General features: G+C 37.2%; 19 protein-coding genes and 1 other annotated feature. Of the genes, 6 read left to right on the plus strand and 13 right to left on the minus strand.

Translation table 11 applies throughout. The features are described from left to right. Positions 1–147 precede the first annotated feature (147 nt). Complete coding sequence (locus tag MHB55_RS14080) at positions 148–1,221, minus strand: M42 family metallopeptidase (RefSeq protein ID WP_340863457.1); 1,074 nt, start codon at positions 1,219–1,221, stop codon at positions 148–150. Positions 1,222–1,394: 173 nt separating this feature from the next. Here MHB55_RS14080 and MHB55_RS14085 point away from each other — a divergent pair, with 173 nt between their 5' ends. Further along, positions 1,395–1,709 carry a hypothetical protein gene (locus MHB55_RS14085; protein ID WP_144535237.1) on the plus strand — a complete coding sequence of 105 codons (315 nt, stop codon included), beginning with the start codon at positions 1,395–1,397 and terminating at the stop codon, positions 1,707–1,709. A gap of 76 nt (positions 1,710–1,785) precedes the next feature. After that, positions 1,786–1,956, plus strand: coding sequence for a hypothetical protein (locus MHB55_RS14090; protein WP_186318030.1), 171 nt, complete (start codon positions 1,786–1,788; stop codon positions 1,954–1,956). A gap of 278 nt (positions 1,957–2,234) precedes the next feature. Here MHB55_RS14090 and MHB55_RS14095 read toward each other — a convergent pair whose 3' ends face one another. From MHB55_RS14095 to pepV, 8 genes are all read right to left on the minus strand, one after another. Then, positions 2,235–3,125, minus strand: coding sequence for an alpha/beta fold hydrolase (locus tag MHB55_RS14095; RefSeq protein ID WP_340863458.1), 891 nt, complete (start codon positions 3,123–3,125; stop codon positions 2,235–2,237). A gap of 165 nt (positions 3,126–3,290) precedes the next feature. After that, on the minus strand, positions 3,291–4,139 hold the full coding sequence (locus tag MHB55_RS14100) for a YtnP family quorum-quenching lactonase (protein ID WP_340863459.1): 849 nt from the start codon (positions 4,137–4,139) through the stop codon (positions 3,291–3,293). Between the two features lie 31 nt (positions 4,140–4,170). Further along, positions 4,171–4,821: a tRNA (guanosine(46)-N7)-methyltransferase TrmB gene (gene trmB / locus MHB55_RS14105; RefSeq protein WP_144535231.1), complete on the minus strand. Its 651-nt coding sequence runs from the start codon at positions 4,819–4,821 to the stop codon at positions 4,171–4,173. A 4-nt stretch (positions 4,822–4,825) separates the two neighbouring features. Beyond that, positions 4,826–5,764: a diacylglycerol/lipid kinase family protein gene (locus MHB55_RS14110; protein ID WP_144535229.1), complete on the minus strand. Its 939-nt coding sequence runs from the start codon at positions 5,762–5,764 to the stop codon at positions 4,826–4,828. Beyond that, on the minus strand, positions 5,757–6,740 hold the full coding sequence (locus MHB55_RS14115; protein WP_340863460.1) for a nuclease-related domain-containing protein: 984 nt from the start codon (positions 6,738–6,740) through the stop codon (positions 5,757–5,759). Before MHB55_RS14115 ends, MHB55_RS14110 begins: the two co-directional genes overlap by 8 nt. 15 nt (positions 6,741–6,755) lie before the next feature. After that, positions 6,756–7,289 (minus strand): RNA 2',3'-cyclic phosphodiesterase, encoded by a 534-nt coding sequence (gene thpR / locus MHB55_RS14120; RefSeq protein WP_144535225.1) that lies wholly within the window; start codon positions 7,287–7,289, stop codon positions 6,756–6,758. Beyond that, entirely contained in the window at positions 7,286–8,137 is an 852-nt protein-coding gene (gene dat, locus MHB55_RS14125; protein WP_144535223.1) for a D-amino-acid transaminase, read from the minus strand. Before dat ends, thpR begins: the two co-directional genes overlap by 4 nt. A gap of 17 nt (positions 8,138–8,154) precedes the next feature. Beyond that, complete coding sequence (gene pepV / locus MHB55_RS14130; RefSeq protein WP_340863461.1) at positions 8,155–9,546, minus strand: dipeptidase PepV; 1,392 nt, start codon at positions 9,544–9,546, stop codon at positions 8,155–8,157. Positions 9,547–10,077: 531 nt separating this feature from the next. On the opposite strand from pepV, the gene MHB55_RS14135 reads away from it, so the two are divergent. Further along, positions 10,078–10,299: a DeoR family transcriptional regulator gene (locus tag MHB55_RS14135; RefSeq protein ID WP_144537096.1), complete on the plus strand. Its 222-nt coding sequence runs from the start codon at positions 10,078–10,080 to the stop codon at positions 10,297–10,299. Positions 10,300–10,328: 29 nt separating this feature from the next. On the opposite strand, the gene MHB55_RS14140 is transcribed toward MHB55_RS14135, so the two are convergent. Beyond that, on the minus strand, positions 10,329–11,051 hold the full coding sequence (locus tag MHB55_RS14140; protein ID WP_340863462.1) for a pseudouridine synthase: 723 nt from the start codon (positions 11,049–11,051) through the stop codon (positions 10,329–10,331). Then, entirely contained in the window at positions 11,052–12,677 is a 1,626-nt protein-coding gene (locus MHB55_RS14145) for a putative polysaccharide biosynthesis protein (protein ID WP_340863463.1), read from the minus strand. It abuts the gene before it with no gap. Positions 12,678–12,780: 103 nt separating this feature from the next. Between MHB55_RS14145 and MHB55_RS14150 the strand changes: the two genes are divergently transcribed. The 3 genes from MHB55_RS14150 to MHB55_RS14160 all read left to right on the plus strand — a co-directional run bounded on the left by MHB55_RS14150 (position 12,781) and on the right by MHB55_RS14160 (position 16,358). Next, positions 12,781–14,040, plus strand: a complete 1,260-nt coding sequence (locus tag MHB55_RS14150; RefSeq protein WP_151113441.1) for a BaiN/RdsA family NAD(P)/FAD-dependent oxidoreductase — start codon at positions 12,781–12,783, stop codon at positions 14,038–14,040. A gap of 69 nt (positions 14,041–14,109) precedes the next feature. Then, positions 14,110–14,335, plus strand: a binding site (T-box leader). A 65-nt stretch (positions 14,336–14,400) separates the two neighbouring features. After that, entirely contained in the window at positions 14,401–15,789 is a 1,389-nt protein-coding gene (gene trpE, locus MHB55_RS14155) for an anthranilate synthase component I (RefSeq protein WP_340863464.1), read from the plus strand. Then, a complete protein-coding gene (locus MHB55_RS14160; protein WP_144535212.1) occupies positions 15,786–16,358 on the plus strand; it encodes an aminodeoxychorismate/anthranilate synthase component II in 573 nt (190 codons plus the stop codon). The genes trpE and MHB55_RS14160 overlap by 4 nt, the downstream gene beginning before the upstream one ends. Positions 16,359–16,671: 313 nt before the next feature. On the opposite strand, the gene MHB55_RS14165 is transcribed toward MHB55_RS14160, so the two are convergent. Further along, complete coding sequence (locus tag MHB55_RS14165) at positions 16,672–16,914, minus strand: hypothetical protein (RefSeq protein ID WP_340863465.1); 243 nt, start codon at positions 16,912–16,914, stop codon at positions 16,672–16,674. A gap of 85 nt (positions 16,915–16,999) precedes the next feature. Next, positions 17,000–19,411, minus strand: coding sequence for a leucine--tRNA ligase (gene leuS / locus MHB55_RS14170; RefSeq protein ID WP_144535208.1), 2,412 nt, complete (start codon positions 19,409–19,411; stop codon positions 17,000–17,002). Positions 19,412–19,472 lie beyond the last annotated feature (61 nt).

Here is a 19,472-nt window from a genome sequence, read left to right on the forward strand (position 1 = left end):
AAACAATAAGACAGTTCAATTTCATCGGCTGAAAAAGATATGATTTTTGGACTGTCTGTTGCTATCTATTATTCCAAGCAATATGTATTGAATATGTATAATTTATATCTTTAATTTTAAAAAAAGATGCCACTCGGGGCATCCTTTTTAGACGTTTGCTTTAATAGTCTCAAGTGTTGAACAATCGCATGCCTTTACAAGCTTCACAATTAATTCCTTCGCTGCTGCGTAATCATCTGTATGAATAATAGACGAAGAGGTATGAATATAACGTGAACATATACCAACTACTGCACTAGGTACACCTTCTAACGAAGTATGAACTCTTCCTGCATCTGTTCCACCTTGTGAGATAAAATATTGATATGGAATATTATTAGTCTCAGCAGTATCTAATACAAATTCTCTCATCCCTCGATGAGTGATCATGGAGCGGTCAAATATACGTAGTAGAGTACCTTTCCCCAATTGACCAAACTCATTTTTATTGCCAGAAGCATCATTTGCGGGGCTAGCATCTAAAGCGAAGAACAAATCAGGCTTGATCATATTAGTGGAGGCTTGTGCCCCGCGAAGACCTACCTCTTCCATAACATTTGCTCCAGAGTACAACATATTTGGTAACTGTTCATTTTGAACTTCTTTTAATAATTCAATCGCAAGCCCACAACCATAACGGTTGTCCCAAGCCTTAGCCATAATTTTTTTATCATTTGCCATTGGAGTAAACGGACAAACAGGGACAATTTGATCGCCAGGTTTAATACCCATTCTAAGTACATCCTCTTTATCATCAGCACCAACATCGATTAACATATTTTTAATATCCATTGGTTTATTACGAACCTCATCACTCAACAAATGAGGAGGAATAGATCCGATTACACCTGGAATTGTTTTGTAACCTGTAACAATTTCTACACGTTGAGCGAGTAGAACTTGGTTCCACCATCCACCTAGTGGCTGGAAACGTAGCATTCCATTATCCGTGATGCCAGAAACCATAAATCCGACCTCGTCCATATGCCCAGCAACTAATATTTTAGGACCATTTTCATCGCCCTTTTTCAATCCGAAAATTCCACCTAAATTGTCTTGTACTATTTCGTCTGCATATTTTGTTAACTCGGTTCGCATAAATGCTCGAACAGCATGCTCATTTCCTGGAGCCCCAGGTAACTCGGTTAATGTTTTAAACAACCCGCGTGTTTCTTCATTCATCTCAGTAGATGCCTCCTAAAGCATAGAAAAGTTAATTTTGCCTTTTTAAATACATTTCCTATCTATTGTAATAAAAGTTTGAATTGTTTACTACTAATAAATTTCGACAATCGAAAAATTTTACGAAATCGAGTTATGTGATAAACTAAAATAAACAAGAGGGAGGAATTGGAATGAAATTAAGAGACTATATGATGGGATTAGGTACTGGAGTCGTTTTAGGTATTGTTGCAAGTCAGGCTGCAAATAAAATAAATCCAAACAAACCAGCAGATCTAGTGCTTAATAATATAAAGAACTCTTTTAAAGAAGAGGGACCAATCGATGGCTCATGGATTTATATGAGTCCAGAACCTTTCCAAAAAGAAGCAATCCGTTTGGAAGTATATAAAGGCGGAATATCAAGAGTTAAAAATGGAGAGCTTGAACAATTTGAGTTTGCAGCTGATTCGAAGTCTGGAACTGTCGTAGACCTTACAAGAGTATAATACAATGATGTTGCTTTCAGTCATGGAGCATAAATCCACCTCTTAAGTGTAAATTATCTGTAGGAGGTGATATTCCATGAGTAGCAAGAACAGTAAAAAAACCATGAACGAGCGAACGCACAACAGCCAAGAATTATACAAAAATCCTACCGTAAACCCAGATACAGAAATGGGAATTGACTTTGCTGAAGTCTCGAAAAATAAGGTAACGAAACATATTACTAAAGAATCGAATAACAAAAAATAAAGCAAAGGTGAGTTAAAAGCTCACCTTTTTTCTTTTTTAGTGGAGTGTTGCAGAAACCGCCTGAAGTGTTGTGCAAAACTTGTGAAGTGTTGCGCAAAAGTCTCTAAGTGTTGCGGGAAATTGGCTTACTGTTGCGGGAAATAAGTGAAGTGTTGTGGAAACGGTAGCAAGGAAGTGTGAATCCTCGTTGCATCATCAAATTAGTGACTCGTTGCTCCCCTTTTACTATGGTGTCAAAAAGAACCCCGCCCGCGTCAAAGAAGATCACGTTCACATCCTTATTTAATATGTCCATTTTTTTCTTCTAGCTCCATTCCTTTTAGTATTCTTATAGCTTCTAGAATGATATCTGGCCGATCTAAATGAATCGAGTGACTGGAGCCTTTTGCAAAGATTAACCTACTATTTTTTGTTATATAAGCTTGCCCCTCAATAAGCTCCTCCCATTTATTTTCTAGAAGTTTAGCTTCTTTTTCAGGCAATCCTTCTTCGACTGCTAATGATATACAATGAGCTTTATCTCTGCCAATGACTATCAAAGGGAGATTGAGAGAAGTATTTAAATTTTTTATTGTTTCAGCATCTCTTTCCCAGTGACTTATCTCCAAATACATTGCCTTATATAAATTTGGCTTTACTTGAAACTCTAGTAGTCTTTTTTGAATGTCTATAGGAAATTGTAGTTGCTGTTTTGTCAGCGTTGGTTTTAGTTGAACCCGCAGTCTTTCTTCATTCATAGAGGAATAAAAAAGGCATTTTTCTAACCAAGCTTCATCCGTGGAATCTTCATTGATCACCGGTAAATCCAATTGATCGAGAGCTTTAAAGTTTACAGATGTGGAATCTGCCAATACTACTCCCAACACCTTCTCTTCATGCTTTTTCATAAAATGCTGGACACATAATCCTCCATAAGAATGCCCAACAAAAATAAATGGTTCATCTATTTCAAGGAGACGAATAATCTCTGATATTTCATTTATGACAGTTTCTGTATTTCGTAATTCCTTTAGCAATTCACTTTCACCAAGCCCAGGTCTATGAAACATTATCACACGATTCGTTTTACTTAATGTTTCGGTTATTTCATACCACTCATCAAATGAGGAGCCCATACCCGAAACGATCATTACTGGGGTACCTTCACTTCCTTTAAATAAAATCTCCATGTTCTGTTCGTCTATATTTAAAAAAGTCCTGATTATACTCACCTCAAACTTTAGTAGTTTATCCTTCATTAATTCTCTATAATTTACCAATAACCTTCTATAATTATGTGAATACACAACAAAAAAACAGCTATAAATGTCCTTAGACACTTATAACTGTTTACATCATTTTCTCGTTCTCTCTAGCTTCTCTATAATTTCCTTGCCATCTGTAGACCATTTAATCATTCGATGGTAAGCATCATGATAAAAGCTAAACCAATAATTGTTTTGTAATGCCTCATTCACCCATTTTTGCTTAGCAAACACAGAAGTCATTGGATAATCATCATAAGCTAAAACCCATAAAGGATTTTGGTGAGCATTCGTTGGCATTAGATCGGCCATATGAATGATCGTTTCGCCAGATTGTCTTAATAGTACAATGCTGTGCCCGTCGCTATGTCCACCTGTGTGAACCATCTGAATATCTTCTAATATAGTAATAGAACCCTGGAATGTTGTGACCTGAGATTGAATTGGTTCCCAGTTTTCCTTCCAATAAGTATTGCTAGATCGAATATTAGGATTCTTCATTTCATTCCACTCTACATCTGAAACATAGATAGTAGCATTTGGAAAACTAGAAATTAACTCTCCATTTACCCACTTAGTTAATCCACAAGCGTGATCAAAATGTAAATGTGTCATTAAAATGATATCGATATCCTCAGCTAGTAGACCTAGCTCGACAAGATTATCATCTACCATCGATTCGTCTGTAATCCCATAGTTTCTTATTTGCTTTTCTGAAAACTTACCAAATCCTATGCCCACCTCTAGCAAAATGTTTTTACCTTGATATTGGATGAGAATTGGATCGGAAGGAAGCTCTATTTGATTTTTTTCGTTAACAGGATATTTTTTTTCCCATAAAGGCTTTGGCACTACTCCAAACATGGCTCCCCCGTCCATATGTGTCGTACCACCCTTTAACCATGTTAATGTCATCTCTTGAAACTTATACGTATCCATACTTTCATCCCCTTTGAATAGTATTGACCTTTTACTTGTTGCTCAAAAACCTAGCCTCTAGTCTATAAATCGGCTGACCTTTTGCTGAGAATTTCTCCTCATATTCCGTCATAATATTATCTTCTGGCATATTCGCATGTAAATCAAGCGATACATAAGTCAACAGCATCCCATAAGCCGACATACTTGTTAAAGAATATTCAAATAACCCTCTATTATCTGTTTTAAAATGAACTTCTGCATTGTCTACTAAAATAGATTCATACAGCTTTAAAAACCCTTCGTGAGTTAAGCGTCTCTTTGCATGTCTAATTTTTGGCCATGGATCTGAGAAGTTTAAATACACACGGTGTACATCATTTTTTTGAAAATATTTTGCTAAGTCAGCACCATTCACCTTAAGCAAACGTAAATTTGGTAAAGGCTGTGCTTCTAATGCGTTTTCTAAAGCAGATACAATGACACTATCATAAAGCTCAATTCCTATATAATTGATATCAGGATTTTGTTTTGCCATTCCTGTGATAAATTGGCCTTTACCTGTACCTACTTCAATGTGAAGTGGATTCTCGTTATTGAACACTGAATTCCATTTTCCTTTTTGTTCTTCTGGATTTGGAATTACTATTTCTGGATGAGCGTTTATAAAATCCTCTGCCCATGGTTTGTTTCTTAATCTCATTACTTTAACTCCTTTTACTTGGTGGTTTTGCTAAATTCCAAGCATCGGACTCCACCTTAAACGTATAAGTACTGCCAGGTGTAGTCATACAGGAAAATTCTCCATCTACATGCCCATATACTTCATCGTTCATTTGAATGGTGAACTCTTTTGCTTGAATTTGTTTAATTTCTTTATAAGCAGTATGTTTTCCAAAAAACACAGTGCCAAATATAAATAATAGCTTTGTTCTCTTTAAATGGTGTACTATGGTTAGTTCGATTAATGAATCGTTCGGTAAGGAGGACGGAGAGATTTTCATACCTCCTCCAAAATAAGGCTGATTACATACAGTGATAAACCAAACATCCTCAAACTTTATCTCATCTTCTTTATTTAGTAAAGAAAAAGAAAATTTTTGAAAACAAAATAACTCCTTCACTAGATAAAGTATGTATACTAGTTTACCTAAGCCTAATCTATTTAACCACTTTTTCCAGCTAGAATTATTGGCTGCATACACAACATGAGCGTCAAAACCAAAGCCCGCATTATTTACAAAATGAAATTTCTCTGAATTGGTTTTTAATGTTCCCATGTCCATATATTCTGATGATTGAAATTCCAAAACATACTCATTTAATTGTTCTATTGTTTTAAACACAAAAAAAGTTCGACCAAAATCGTTTCCACTTCCTGCAGAAACAACTCCAACTCGAACATGATTGTATCCTATCAAACCTGAGAGTATTTCGTGTATGGTACCATCTCCACCTATTGCAATAATAAGAAGAGGTTCTTGGCTAGCGTCAGCATATTCCTTCGATATAGCAGTTGCATGCCCACTGTATTCAGTTTTAAAGAGTGTAAAGGAGAACGGGAGCCGGTCCTTCCATGACTCCCATAGCTTTTTAGCTCTTCCCTGACCTGCTACCTCATTTACAATTATCACTACATTATTCATTTTCTATCTCACTCTCTAACTCCCAGCCTGCTCGAGAGTAGGAGGTGGTTTGAACAAGATTAAGTAATGCTTGCGCTGCCTTAAACTGCATATGCTTCATAGGTGAAGGAGATGATTTTAAGGATTGAAACCAAGCAGAAAAACTTCTTGTATCCACTAATTGAGTCTGATAGGTGGAACCTGGATAATCGATATACCCATTCCTAGACATGACTACCTTTCTTATCGGCAAGTCAATCTCTTCCTTTTTAAACACTTGTAAAAGAATAGATTCCATTCTATTTAAGCTAATCATCGGACTTAATGTTTTACTCTCTGCTTTCCCACTTTTTTTCACCCAGAATCGATCCCCGCTACCGATAAAAGCGTCTGAATCTCTACCCTCTAAAACTACTAAGCATATAATTTCTGTAGGTAAAACAATAATGATATCTAGTTCTACAGGAGCTTTTTTCAATTTAAGAATCGGATAATAAAACAGAAAATAATTATCAGGCAATTGTAGTGTTAATTGCCTCAGCAAACTATCTCTCATATACTTGGGGTCCACATATGATTTTTCCATTAAGGTAGAGCTAGCCCATTTTAATTGAAAATGGAATAATTGATCCAAATACATTCTTCGTAGCTCTTCTTTAGAATTTGGATTATAAACAATATTAGGCTCAAAAAAGAGAGTTGTAGATTCTTCTGGTACATCATGTCCAATCTCTTCTTTTTCCTCTTCCAGTAATTCTGCAGAGGTTTCTTCTTTATTTCGGGAAAATAGTTTAGAGATAAAGGATTTCTTTTCCTCTACCTCTATATCTTCCTCCTGCTCATTTTCAATCCACGATGTATCTAAAGCTCCGTTTTCCCAAGAAGCGTTAATACGCTCCCATTGTTGTTTTTTCAAACGAACAAATTGTGTAGGATAGCGCTTTAAATCAATCTGATATCTGGATATATAATCTTGCAGTTTGACTAACTGAGCCATTCCGTTGCCTCCCTATCACACGTTTATTCTTGCAAAATGTTCGTAACGTGGAGTACTCGCTGGATTTATTTTGTAGATGATAAAATCACGGACTTCAAAAGACTGTTTTTCCAGATCAAATGAATCATAGACACATTTTTCTTTTGACATCCACTTTTTAGCCAGTGTTATATGTGCATGGAAGTCCTTAGAAATATTTAACTCTAAAAAATTCAAAACCTTTTGAACAATTGCCTGCTGCAGTTTCATTAACTCATCTTTTTCTTCTAAGGCAACGAATACAACTCTAGGAGTTTCATCGTTACCAAAATGAGCTAGTCCATCTGTAGTTAAAGAAAAGGCATCCCACTTAATTTGATTCAAAGATGCTATTAAGTCCTTTAATACATTTTCATCGACAGCAGCCAAGTATGCTAATGTGATATGGAGATCCTCTGCAAGGGGCAACGTTTTATGTGTTCTATGCATATTTGTTGTCGCCCTTGCCTTTATGAGAGATCTTCCAACCATCTCAGGTACTTTGATTCCTATGAAATAATGTGTGTTCATACTTGTAGAGTGGAGGGAATCTTTTGTTCAAAAGCCTTCTGAAGTTTTCTTGTAAATTCTCCAGGTTTTCCATCGCCGATAGCTTTATCATCAATCGAAATAATCGGCATAACCTCAGCGTTAGTAGATGACATGATAAATTCATCCATTTGCAATGTTTCCTCTTTAGTCATTGCTTTCTCCACTATCGGTAATCCAATTTCTTCACAGCAATCTAATATAACTTTTCTTGTAATACCATTTAAAATTAGGTTGCTAACTGGATGTGTATACAAGACACCATCTTTTATTCCATACATATTAGACGATGATCCTTCTGTCACCGTCTCTCCGCGATGTAAAATTGCTTCAAAACAATCTTTTGTAACAGCCTCTTGTTTAGCAAGTACATTCCCAAGTAGATTCAATGACTTAATATCACATCTCAACCAACGGATATCCTCTACAAAACAAGCCTTTACGCCACTTTCTAGTTGAGCAAGAGGACGAGTCGTTTCTTTTGTATAAGCAGTCAGTACAGAGCTAACTGCTGGGTTAGGAAAGTTATGAATACGAGGACTATTTCCACGTGTTACTTGAAGATAAATTTGACCATTTTGAAGCTCATTCGTTTCAATTAGTTCGTGCATCAATTGATGTAATTTATCTTTTGTATAAGGCATGACTAATTGAATTTTGTCTGCACTTGCGTAAAGACGATCGATATGCTCCGTTGCTGTAAACAAATCACCATTATAAATTTTAATCACTTCATAAATTCCATCTCCGAATTGATAACCACGATCCTCAAAGCCGATTTTTACCTCTTTTTCCTCTACGATTTGATCATTCCATAAAATTTTAGTCATGTTCTATCATCCTCTCCTTATTTTTTCCCAGCAAGCTCTACAATTGCATCTGCATAAATGGCCGTTGCTTTTATTAAATCTTCAATATCTACATATTCATCCACTTGATGTGCTACATCTGGTCTACCAGGGAATAACATTCCAAATGCTACACCTTTTTTCAGTACTCGTGCGTATGTTCCTCCACCAATAGATAATAGTTCTGCGTTTTCTCCCGTTTGACGCTCGTATACCTTTTGAAGAGATTGAATCAGTACATCCTCTTTATCGACAAAATGTGGTGTAGAATTAGAGCCTAAATCTAATGTAATACCACTATTTTGTAGCTTTTCTCTACAAGCTCCTATTTTTTCCTCAAACGGATAGCTAACAGAATAGCGTAGGCTTACTTGTGTGCATGAGCCTTGTGCAGGTGCATAATGAATAACCCCGGCATTTAATGTAGTTTCACCAGAAACTTCATCCGCATAGCCTAAGCCCAATGCACGACCTCTACTTTCGTCACCAAAAGCCATTACAAGGAATTCACAGAATGCTTTGGAATGTGGTGTTAAAGATAATGTTAATAGGAATTTAGCTAGAAAAATCCCTGCATTCACCCCTTGATCTGGCTCCATAGCATGAGCAGATTTTCCACGAACCAATACTTTCACGACTGGCCCTTCTGGCAATACCTCTCCAGTAATACCATGTTCACTTGCAAAAGCATTAAATTTTTCGTTAATAGAATGAGCTCCGCCAAAAATAAATGCAAACGCTTCATCCGGCACCATATTTGTGCGCTTTCCGGCTTGGAAAAATTGAATTGTTTCTGTTTCAGAAGAACCCGTTTGAGAGAAGATTAAATTAGCAATCCCCTTTTCCGCATTAATAATTGGAAAGTCAGCATCTGGAGCAAAGCCTAGGTCAGGCATCTCCTCTTTTTCGAAATAACGATCAACACATCGGAATCCACTTTCTTCATCAGAACCAATAATTAGTCTCACACGTTTTGAAAGCTCGATACCAGCTTCCTTAACTAGTTTCATTGCCATCCATGCTGCAATAGTTGGCCCTTTATCATCTATTGCTCCTCTACCATAGATACGATCATCAGCAACAACACCTTCGAATGGTGGGTAAGTCCAGTCCTGTCCTTCCGGCACTACATCCACATGACAAAGAATTCCTACTAATTCCTCTCCACTGCCCATTTCAATGTGACCAGCCATATTGTCTATATTCTTCGTAACAAAGCCTTCTTTGTTACCCTCATTTAACATATGTTGAAGCGCCTCAAGTGGCTTTATACCAAAAGGAGCTTGTTCTGTAGCTTCCTTTTCGTCTAAAACGCTAGGGATTTGGATTAAAGCCTGTAACTCTTTAATGATCTCAGGCTTTTTTTGTTCTGCTAGGTCTAACCAGTTCATTTATTATATCCTCCTATGTATACTGCATATTTCTTATTTTACACTTAATTTGTTCAAACACACAGCAAAAAGAAGGTTTTTTTAAACCTCTCTCAAAGAATATTATTAGAGCGGTAACTGCATATTTAAGATATTCAAATAAGTAAAAATTAATTTTTGTTTCTTTTCATATTGCAAAGATTTAAACATACTATTCATGTGTTCTATCAGATTATCAATATTATTTTAGAGATGTATTCTGGTACTATGGTTAACAATTTAATATTTTTAAATTCAGACAAATCCATTAGAAAATCCAGTCATGAATGGGTTCTTTTAACTTTCTTAGAAGAACTTCATATGTTTTTTTTGTAAATAATCAGTTATTTTTATAGAAATTTCTTTGTAATTCTACTATAATTAAATTGTCAGATAATAAAATTCTGACTACCAAAATGTAAAGGGGCTGTCAATTGCAATACATCTGTTGCTTTTCGCCCAAGTCGTCCGCTAGTCTTGCCACGAGATATCAAGATGAAGGAGTGGTTATTTTTGAAACCTACTACTGATCGGATGCTCACTCGAATCAAAGATATGTATATGTTCATCCGAGACAACGGAACTGTTACAACACAAGATCTGGTCGATGAATTTGGAATCACTCCTCGAACAATTCAACGAGATTTGAATGTACTTGCGTTTAATGACCTAGTCATTAGTCCAACAAGAGGCAAATGGACCACGACGAACAAACGAGTTAAAATGACATCTTAGATTCACTATATTAAAAAGAATGACCACGCTTATGCATGGTCATTCTTTTGTTCTAAACTTATTAATTCCTCAGTCGTTAACTCCCGGTATGACCCTTCTTCTAGAGAATTATCTAGCTTTAAAGCCCCCATCGAAAGTCTCTTTAAATAAATTACTTCCTTATCTACTGACTGAAACATCCTTTTCACTTGATGGAACTTTCCTTCTGTGATGGTCAGCTCAATTTCAGATATTTGATCGCTCTTCAAAATATTAAGATGCCCAGGCTTCGTATGATACCCATCATCTAAAATTACTCCTTCTTTAAATGCCTCTACGTCTGATTCTGTTACTCTTCCTGCAACTTTTGCATAATATACTTTCGGAACATCCTTTTTAGGAGATAACAGCCGATGTGTAAGCGCACCGTCATTTGTTAAGAGAAGTAGCCCAACTGTATCCTTATCTAGTCTTCCGACGGGATACGGCTCAAAATGTCTTACATCATCGTCTAGCAGGTCAATTACAGTTTGGTCTCTAGAATCTTCTGTTGCAGAAACAACCCCGGGTGGCTTGTTCATCATTAAATAGATGAACTCTCTATATTCCACCACTTCCCCATAAACGGAAACTTGGTCCTCTAATTCATTGACATGCGTGGACCCATTTTTAGCAACGGTATTGTTTATTTCAATTGCCTTTGACTTGATGAGTACCTTTACTTCACTTCTTGTACCGTATCCCATGTGAGACAGAAATTTATCTAATCGCATTTATTTCTCCTTAAAACCTAATTTTTTCGTAAAGCGCGTAATCTTCTCACCAAATAACTTTTGTGCTAAGCCAAGACGAAGAGTTATGTAGCCATAAAAAACTGCTCCGATACTAGCACATACCATGATGACCAATAATGCTTCCATTTTACTATCAATCACAAATAGGTTCTCTAAGCCTAGTTTGATAACGAATACTATTGTTAACATAAATGCATTAACAATGAGTATAAGTATACTTCTTCTAATCACCATAGTGGATTTATAATGCAATGTTTTTCGAATCGCAAACATATTCAACCCTATTGCCACTAAATAGCCACAAGCTGTTGCCAATATAGCACCATCTGTTTCAAACGCTTTTATAAGCGGTGTGTTCAATAATAGCTTGGTAAGTATACCCAATAATAGATTTAAAATAATTAGTTTTTGACGATCTATTCCCTGCAAAATTGCAGTTGTTACTGGATATAAAGCAAATAATATTGCTACAGGTGCATAATGCGCAAGAACTGTAGAACCTGTTTTGCTTGTCTCATAAAACAAGTGATAAAAATCACCTGATAATACTGCAATTCCCATTGCTGCTGGAACTGTTAGAAATAATAATATTTGAAATGATTGGTCTAATGATTTTCTTACTTGAACAAAATCTTGTTTCGCATAATAACTCGTGATAAAAGGTATTAAAGCCATACTAAATCCAGTAGCTAGCATGACCGGTATCATCACTAATTTATGAGTTGAATAGTTTAACATCCCTAACAAAGTATTAGATATATCTCCGCTTATTCCGATGCTAGACATCGCTCTATTAAAAGTAATCATATCGATAAATTGAAATAGCGGATTAATCACTCCGACTAATGCAAATGGTACCGTATAAATTAATATTTCTTTGTATATATTTTTGAGAGAAACATCTGACCTAGGACTGCCAGAGTCATTTAACTTTAAATCAAATTCTGGCTTTAGCTTTTTCCAATACCAATAGAGAACACCCAGACTGGCCAATGCTCCTAAAAAGGCAGCAAATACCGCAAAGGAAATCGCGGTCTTCTCCGTTCCGTTTAATATGTATACAACAAAGAATCCTCCAGCTAACACGAACAAAATACGTACTATTTGCTCCCACAGCTGAGAAACCGCCGTTGGTGTCATATGCTGATAGCCTTGGAAGAAACCTCTTATTAAACTCATAAGCGGTACAACGATTACTGCGAAGCTGACATATTTAATCACACTAGCTACATCATTAAGAGAAAAAGCTGCTTCATCATCCTTAATGATCATATGTGCAATAGGATCCGCTAAGAAAAAAAGAATAAGGAATCCTAAGAAACCAGTGATACTCATTAATAGCATACTGGATTTCATTAGCTTCCTTCCTGTAGCATAATCTCCAAGAGCATTATATTTGGAAACAAACTTTGAAACTGCAACTGGTACTCCTGAAACAGCTATTGCCAGCATGATTGAATAAGGAGTATAAGCGTATTGATAAAGAGCAATGTATTCCTCGCCAATAATTTGATAAAAAGGAATTACATAAAGAACTCCTAAAATTCTAGATAACAAGAGACCGACCGTTAAGATCATTGTCCCTTTTAATAAATTCGATGCCATCAAACCCGCCCAATCCTTTAAAATGTCTATATTACAGTTTACAACTGTCTCATCAAAACTACAATCATGTATAATAAAGAAAAAATGAAAGTGTGAATTTACTATGTATGACGTAATTATTATCGGTGGGGGTCCCTCAGGACTTATGGCCGCTGCCGCAGCTGGCGCTGAAAACAAAAAGGTTTTATTGATTGAAAAAGGGAATAAGCTAGGGAAAAAGCTTGCTATATCTGGTGGAGGTCGATGCAACGTCACGAATAGACTTCCTCAGGAGGAAATCGTAAAAAACATACCAGGAAATGGTCGTTTTCTATTCAGTCCATTTTCCGTCTTTAACAATGAAGATATTATTGCCTTTTTTGAGAACTTAGGTGTTCCGTTAAAAGAAGAAGACCATGGTAGAATGTTCCCTGTTTCCAACAAGGCAATGGATGTTGTGAACGCTCTTCTTGACGAATTAAAAAGATTAAAAGTAGATATAAAGCTAAATGCTCCCGTTTCCAAACTGTTAATGAATGAAGAAAAAGTTATTGGAATTAGATTGGCGACTGGCGAAGAAATAACTGCGGGAGCTATAGTTGTTGCTGTCGGTGGAAAGGCCGTTCCTCAAACAGGCTCAACCGGAGATGGCTACCCTTGGGCTGAAAAAGCTGGGCATACGGTAACCGATTTATATCCAACAGAGGTTCCTTTATTATCTAGTGAGGCATTCATCAAGTCTAAGGAGCTTCAAGGGCTAGCACTTAGAGATGTAGCTGTTTCAGTACTAAATAAAAAAGGAAAAGCAATCATCACACATCAAATGGACATGCTCTTTACACATTTTGGCTTAAGTGGTCCTGCTATTTTACGTTGTAGCCAGTTCGTTGTAAAAGAAATTAAGAAAAATGGCGGACCAGTTTCTGTAAGAATTGATAGTCTACCTGAAATAAATGAAGAAGAAACTTTCCAAAAGCTCCTCTCTTCTATTAAGGAAGATCCTAAGAAAGCTGTTAAAAATGTATGGAAAGGACTAGTTCCAGAAAGATGGCTTTTGTTTTTGTTGGAACAAGCAAAAATACAAGAAAGTGAAGATGGCCAAAACCTATCCCATGAGAAGATCAGATCCCTAGCCCATCTATTAAAGCAGTTTGTTGTTAAGGTACATGGTACTCAGCCCCTTGAAAAAGCCTTTGTCACTGGTGGCGGCGTTTCTATTAAAGAGATTGAGCCAAAGACAATGGCATCGAAGAAAAAAGCTGGCCTATACTTTTGTGGGGAAATATTAGACATTCACGGCTATACAGGTGGCTATAACATTACCTCCGCTCTTGTCACGGGAAAACTAGCTGGCATGAGTGCAGCAAAAAGTATTTTAGATTAAATGGATAAAATTTGAAATATTTTATACGAATCCATTGAATTTTGAAACTATTTATAATACAATGGTCTTTAATGAGCGATGACGAAGAGTAGTAGTCATATGTGATGCCTTAGAGAGCTGACGGTTGGTGCAAGTCAGTGCATAGCATATGATGAATGGGCTTCTGAGTTCCAAGACCGAAATGATAGTAGGCCTTGGCGTTTGTCTACGTTACAGGACTAGCAGCTATGAGCTGCAAACAAGTGGATTACAATAGTAATCAATGAAGGTGGCACCACGGCTCTCCGTCCTTTTTGGATGGAGGGCCTTTTTGTATTCTTTTTTAGATGAGCCGAGTCGAGAAAGAGGAGAGTGTAGAAAATGACAGTTGAGACGAGAAGCTATGAAATGAAAGAAATCCAAGGGGATATGATGACTCCTATCTCCATTTATCACTCCTTACGTGGAATGAAAAAAATGCTATTTGAATCCTCTGCAAAGCACGAGGAAAGCGGACGCTATTCTTTTATAGTGCTAAACCCTGTAGCAGAAATTAAAGGCAATCAGTTTAATTATGTATTTACAGACGAACAAGGAAACAAAGAAGTTGGTCATGAACCCATTATGGATAAACTTAAAACCATTCTTCCTGAACACAATGAACAATATCCCTTTTCTTTTTTTGGTGGAATGCTGGGTTATTTTGGATATGAAACAGCATTTTATAACGAACGAATCGGAGAGTATCTTCCCGATGATTTAAATATGCCTGATATACATGTGTTATTTTACGATACCTTTCTTATTTATGATCATTTAAAACAAAAGGTGACAATCGCAGCTATTGATTTATTTTTAAGTGGGCGTTCTCCCGAGCATATGAAAAAGGATATTGAAATAATTTATGAAGACCTCCAAGCGGGTTCTCCACAGCAAGGAGAGTTGGGAGGTAGCCTATCATTTAAGCCGGCGATAAAAGAAGATGACTTTAAAGAAATGGTGAAGAAAGCAAAGCAACATATCGTAAAAGGAGATATATTCCAAGTGGTGATCTCACAGCGCTTCTCCTCTCCTTTTAAAGGAAATCCATTCTCTCTTTATCGGCAACTGAGAACTTCTAATCCATCACCTTATATGTTTTACATGGATTTCGAAGATTATATCGTTTTAGGTACTTCTCCTGAGAGTCTAGTAAAGGTAAAGAATGGATTTGTCACTACTAATCCAATTGCAGGAACAAAGCCACGAGGGAAAACCTCAGAAGAAGATAAGCAAATTGCTGCCAGTTTATTAATAGATGAAAAAGAAGTAGCAGAGCATCGAATGCTTGTTGACTTAGGAAGAAATGACATAGGCAAAATTTCTGAAATTGGTACCGTTCAGGTAAATAAATATATGCAAATAGAATTGTACAAGTATGTCATGCATATAGTTTCAGAGGTAACAGGACGTTTAACAAAAGATACTCACGCATTAGATGTATTGGCAACATGCTTACCAGCGGGCACTGTTTCCGGAGCACCAAAAATTCGAGCTATGCAAATTATAAACGAATTGGAGCCTATGAAACGCGGGGTTTATGCTGGTGCAGTAGGTTATATTTCAGTATCAGGAGATATGGATCTCGCTCTCGCAATTAGAACAATGGTTGTAAAAGATAATGAGGCATTTGTGCAGGCTGGTGCGGGTATTGTTTATGATTCCATTCCTAAAAATGAATATGAGGAAACGTTAAACAAGGCAAAAGCACTTTTGGAGGTGCACAGATGATACTCCTAATAGATAATTATGATTCCTTTACGTATAATCTCTATCAGCAATTAGGTATTCTTGGTAAGGATGTTAAGATTGTTAGAAATGATGCTATTACCATTGAAGCTATAGATAAGCTTTGCCCGGAAGCAATTGTCATCTCCCCTGGACCAGGTAATCCGCTTGAAGCAGGTATTTCTGTTGAAGTTATTCAAGCATTTTATAAGAAATACCCTATCCTTGGAATTTGTCTTGGTCACCAATCGATTGGTGCTGCTTTTGGTGCCAATGTCGTGCAGGCTAAAACAATTATGCACGGCAAGCTATCTACAATACATCATACACAAAATGAATTGTTCCACGGGTTTGAAGGCCCTATATCCGTCATGCGTTATCACTCTCTTGTCATTGAAGAGGATAGTTTACAAGATTGTTTCGAGGTTCTCGCAAGAGCTGATGATGATCATGAAATTATGGCAATAAAGCACAGGGACTATCCACTTTATGGACTTCAGTTTCACCCTGAGTCTATTGGAACAGAGCATGGTACTATGCTTATGAAAGTATTTGTAGATACGTTGAATTAACCTTTGAAAGGAGAGTTTGATGGTAGCTGCTCTTGGTATTATTTTAGTTCATATTGTTGGTTTGCTTTTGTTAAAGTTCATGTTTCCAAAAGAAGATATTGCTTCATGAAAAGTGCAAATGGTTTGCAGGAAAGTTTAATTAATAGGTTGCAGATTTTCGCTTTCGGCGGTCGCTTTCCGTGGGGTGAGCGATAAGCCATCACCGTCGCTTACGCGTCGTTTGTGATGGCTTATCAGTCTCACTCATCCCACAGGAGTCGCCGCCTGTCGCTGCAATCATGTGGGGTGTAGTAGTGAGAAAGTGGACGACTTTTCAATGGATGAAAGTGTTGTGGTGAACATGAAATTTTGAAGATTTGCGAGAACCTTGCGGTGATGAGTAATAATCTTGCACAGATGAAGTGGAACATTGCAGTGATGGAGCAAAACCTTGCACAAAACGCTTGAAATGTTGCGCAGACGACGTTAAGAGTTGCACAAACAGATAAAAGGCTTTGTCGGAAAGTAACAAGCCATCATCCCTTTTTTGCTGCTCTTCCTGTTTTGTCTCAATCATCTCTCAGCTCTCATCATGTTTGTGTTTTTTCTAAAAAAATAAAGCTGCTTAACTCTCATAAGAGACTAAGCAGCTTTATTATTTATTAAATAACGATGTTTACCATTTTACCAGGGATTGCAATGATTTTTTTGACTTCGTTGCCTTCAATCCATTGTTGAACTTGTTCAGAAGCTAATGCCAATGCTTCTAGCTCATCTTTTGTTGCATCTTTAGACACGACAAGTTTTGCACGAACTTTCCCTTTGATCTGTACTGGAATTTCAACCTCGTTGTCCACAAGCTTGGATTCATCGAATGTTGGCCAAGATTCATAAGCGATAGAATTATCATGGCCTAAAATGCTCCAAAGCTCCTCTGAGATATGAGGAACAATAGGAGAAATAAGCTTCACGAAGCCCTCTACATATTCCTTAGAAATTTTCTCAGCTTTATATCCTTCATTAATAAATACCATCATTTGAGAGATAGCCGTGTTATAGTGCATTGCCTCGTAATCCTCTGTGACCTTCTTAACCGTTTGGTGGTACGCTTTTTCCATATTGTCAGATGATGTGTCGCTAACTTTCGGGCTTAGAGTGCCCTCTTCTGTTACAAATAATCTCCAAATACGATCCAAGAATCTACGAGAGCCGTCTAGACCATTCGTTGACCATGGTTTAGAAGAGTCTAGAGGTCCCATGAACATTTCATATAAACGAAGTGAATCAGCTCCGTGGCTCTTCACGATATCATCAGGATTAACTACATTCCCTTTTGATTTAGACATTTTCTCGTGATTTTCACCTAAGATCATTCCTTGGTTAAATAATTTTTGGAATGGCTCTTTCGTTGTCACAACACCGATATCATATAGGAATTTATGCCAGAAACGTGCATATAGCAAGTGAAGTACAGCATGCTCTGCCCCACCTACGTAAAGATCTACTGGCAACCAGCGTTTTACTAGCTCTGGATCAATTAGTGCTTCATCATTATGTGGATCGATATAGCGTATATAATACCAGCAGCTTCCTGCCCACTGAGGCATTGTATTTGTTTCACGACGTCCTTTTTTACCAGTCACTGGGTCCACTACATTTACCCATTCCTCAATATTAGCTAATGGAGATTCACCTGTACCACTTGGCTTGATATCAGTAGTAACAGGTAGCATAAGTGGAAGCTCTGATTCATCTACAGGTGTTGAAGTTCCATCTTCCCAATGGATAATCGGAATTGGTTCTCCCCAATAACGCTGACGGCTGAACAACCAGTCACGTAAACGATAAGTAATTTTCTTCTCGCCTTTTCCATTCGCTTCAAACCATTCAATTGCTTTAGCGATTGCTTCTTCTTTGTTAAGACCATTTAAGAAATCCGAATTAACAAGTATGCCATCCTCTGTGTAAGCAGCTTCTTCAATGCTTCCACCCGAAACAACTTCTACAATCGGAAGATCGAATTGCTTAGCAAACTCATAGTCACGCTCATCATGTGCAGGAACTGCCATGATAGCACCTGTTCCATATGTTGCTAAAACATAGTCTGCGATCCAGATTGGCATTTTTTCACCACTAACTGGATTGATGGCATAGGCTCCTGTAAACACTCCAGTTTTATGTTTGGCAAGATCTGTACGCTCTAAATCACTTTTCAATTTTACTTGATCTTTATAAGCTTGAACTGCTTCCTGCTGCTCTGGAGTTGTAATAGCATCCACTAATTTATGCTCTGGTGCCAATACTGCATATGTTGCGCCAAAAATAGTATCTGGACGAGTCGTAAATGCTTGGAAGGATTCCTTTGTTCCTGCAACTTCAAACGTTAGCTCTGCTCCTTCAGAACGGCCAATCCAGTTACGTTGCATTTCTTTCAAGCTCTCTGGCCAATCTAAATCATCTAAATCCTCCAACAATCTATCTGCATAAGCCGTAATGCGAAGAACCCATTGACGCATTGGTCTACGCTCTACTGGATGCCCACCACGTTCCGATAAGCCATCAATTACCTCTTCATTCGCTAGAACTGTACCTAATGCTGGACACCAATTTACTGGCACTTCATCCACGTAAGCTAAGCCCTTTTTATAAAGCTGGATGAAGATCCATTGTGTCCATTTGTAATAGGAAGGATCGGTTGTATTGATTTCTCTATCCCAATCATAAGAAAAGCCAAGATCCATCATTTGACGTTTGAACGTCGCAATATTTTTTGCAGTAAATTCTGCAGGATCATTACCTGTATCAATTGCATACTGCTCTGCAGGAAGACCGAATGCATCCCATCCCATTGGGTGAAGTACATTGTAGCCTTGTTTACGTTTAAATGCACTTAGAATATCTGTTGCAATATATCCAAGTGGATGGCCCACGTGTAGACCTACTCCTGATGGATATGGGAACATATCTAATGCATAAAATTTTGGTTTGGAAGGATCATCAATCATTTTATATGTCTTGTTTTCTTTCCAATAACTTTGCCACTTTTGCTCAATTGCTTCATGATTAAAGCTCATCTTTCTTCCTCCTTCAGTTAATGGCGCTTTCTAACTATCATTGGTTTAAAACCCCAAAAGA

The sequence above is a fragment of the Psychrobacillus sp. FSL K6-1267 genome (assembly GCF_038003265.1).
GTDB lineage: Bacteria > Bacillota > Bacilli > Bacillales_A > Planococcaceae > Psychrobacillus > Psychrobacillus faecigallinarum.

Bases quoted from the DNA above. Each gene is read 5' to 3' on its own strand.
- MHB55_RS14080 (WP_340863457.1), bottom strand. From the start codon at position 1,221: ATGAATGAAGAAACACGCGGGTTGTTTAAAACATTAACCGAGTTACCT.
- MHB55_RS14085 (WP_144535237.1), top strand. From the start codon at position 1,395: ATGAAATTAAGAGACTATATGATGGGATTAGGTACTGGAGTCGTTTTA.
- MHB55_RS14090 (WP_186318030.1), top strand. From the start codon at position 1,786: ATGAGTAGCAAGAACAGTAAAAAAACCATGAACGAGCGAACGCACAAC.
- MHB55_RS14095 (WP_340863458.1), bottom strand. From the start codon at position 3,125: ATGGAGATTTTATTTAAAGGAAGTGAAGGTACCCCAGTAATGATCGTT.
- MHB55_RS14100 (WP_340863459.1), bottom strand. From the start codon at position 4,139: ATGGATACGTATAAGTTTCAAGAGATGACATTAACATGGTTAAAGGGT.
- trmB (WP_144535231.1), bottom strand. From the start codon at position 4,821: ATGAGATTAAGAAACAAACCATGGGCAGAGGATTTTATAAACGCTCAT.
- MHB55_RS14110 (WP_144535229.1), bottom strand. From the start codon at position 5,764: ATGAATAATGTAGTGATAATTGTAAATGAGGTAGCAGGTCAGGGAAGA.
- MHB55_RS14115 (WP_340863460.1), bottom strand. From the start codon at position 6,740: ATGGCTCAGTTAGTCAAACTGCAAGATTATATATCCAGATATCAGATT.
- thpR (WP_144535225.1), bottom strand. From the start codon at position 7,289: ATGAACACACATTATTTCATAGGAATCAAAGTACCTGAGATGGTTGGA.
- dat (WP_144535223.1), bottom strand. From the start codon at position 8,137: ATGACTAAAATTTTATGGAATGATCAAATCGTAGAGGAAAAAGAGGTA.
- pepV (WP_340863461.1), bottom strand. From the start codon at position 9,546: ATGAACTGGTTAGACCTAGCAGAACAAAAAAAGCCTGAGATCATTAAA.
- MHB55_RS14140 (WP_340863462.1), bottom strand. From the start codon at position 11,051: ATGCGATTAGATAAATTTCTGTCTCACATGGGATACGGTACAAGAAGT.
- MHB55_RS14145 (WP_340863463.1), bottom strand. From the start codon at position 12,677: ATGGCATCGAATTTATTAAAAGGGACAATGATCTTAACGGTCGGTCTC.
- MHB55_RS14150 (WP_151113441.1), top strand. From the start codon at position 12,781: ATGTATGACGTAATTATTATCGGTGGGGGTCCCTCAGGACTTATGGCC.
- trpE (WP_340863464.1), top strand. From the start codon at position 14,401: ATGACAGTTGAGACGAGAAGCTATGAAATGAAAGAAATCCAAGGGGAT.
- MHB55_RS14160 (WP_144535212.1), top strand. From the start codon at position 15,786: ATGATACTCCTAATAGATAATTATGATTCCTTTACGTATAATCTCTAT.
- MHB55_RS14165 (WP_340863465.1), bottom strand. From the start codon at position 16,914: ATGATTGAGACAAAACAGGAAGAGCAGCAAAAAAGGGATGATGGCTTG.
- leuS (WP_144535208.1), bottom strand. From the start codon at position 19,411: ATGAGCTTTAATCATGAAGCAATTGAGCAAAAGTGGCAAAGTTATTGG.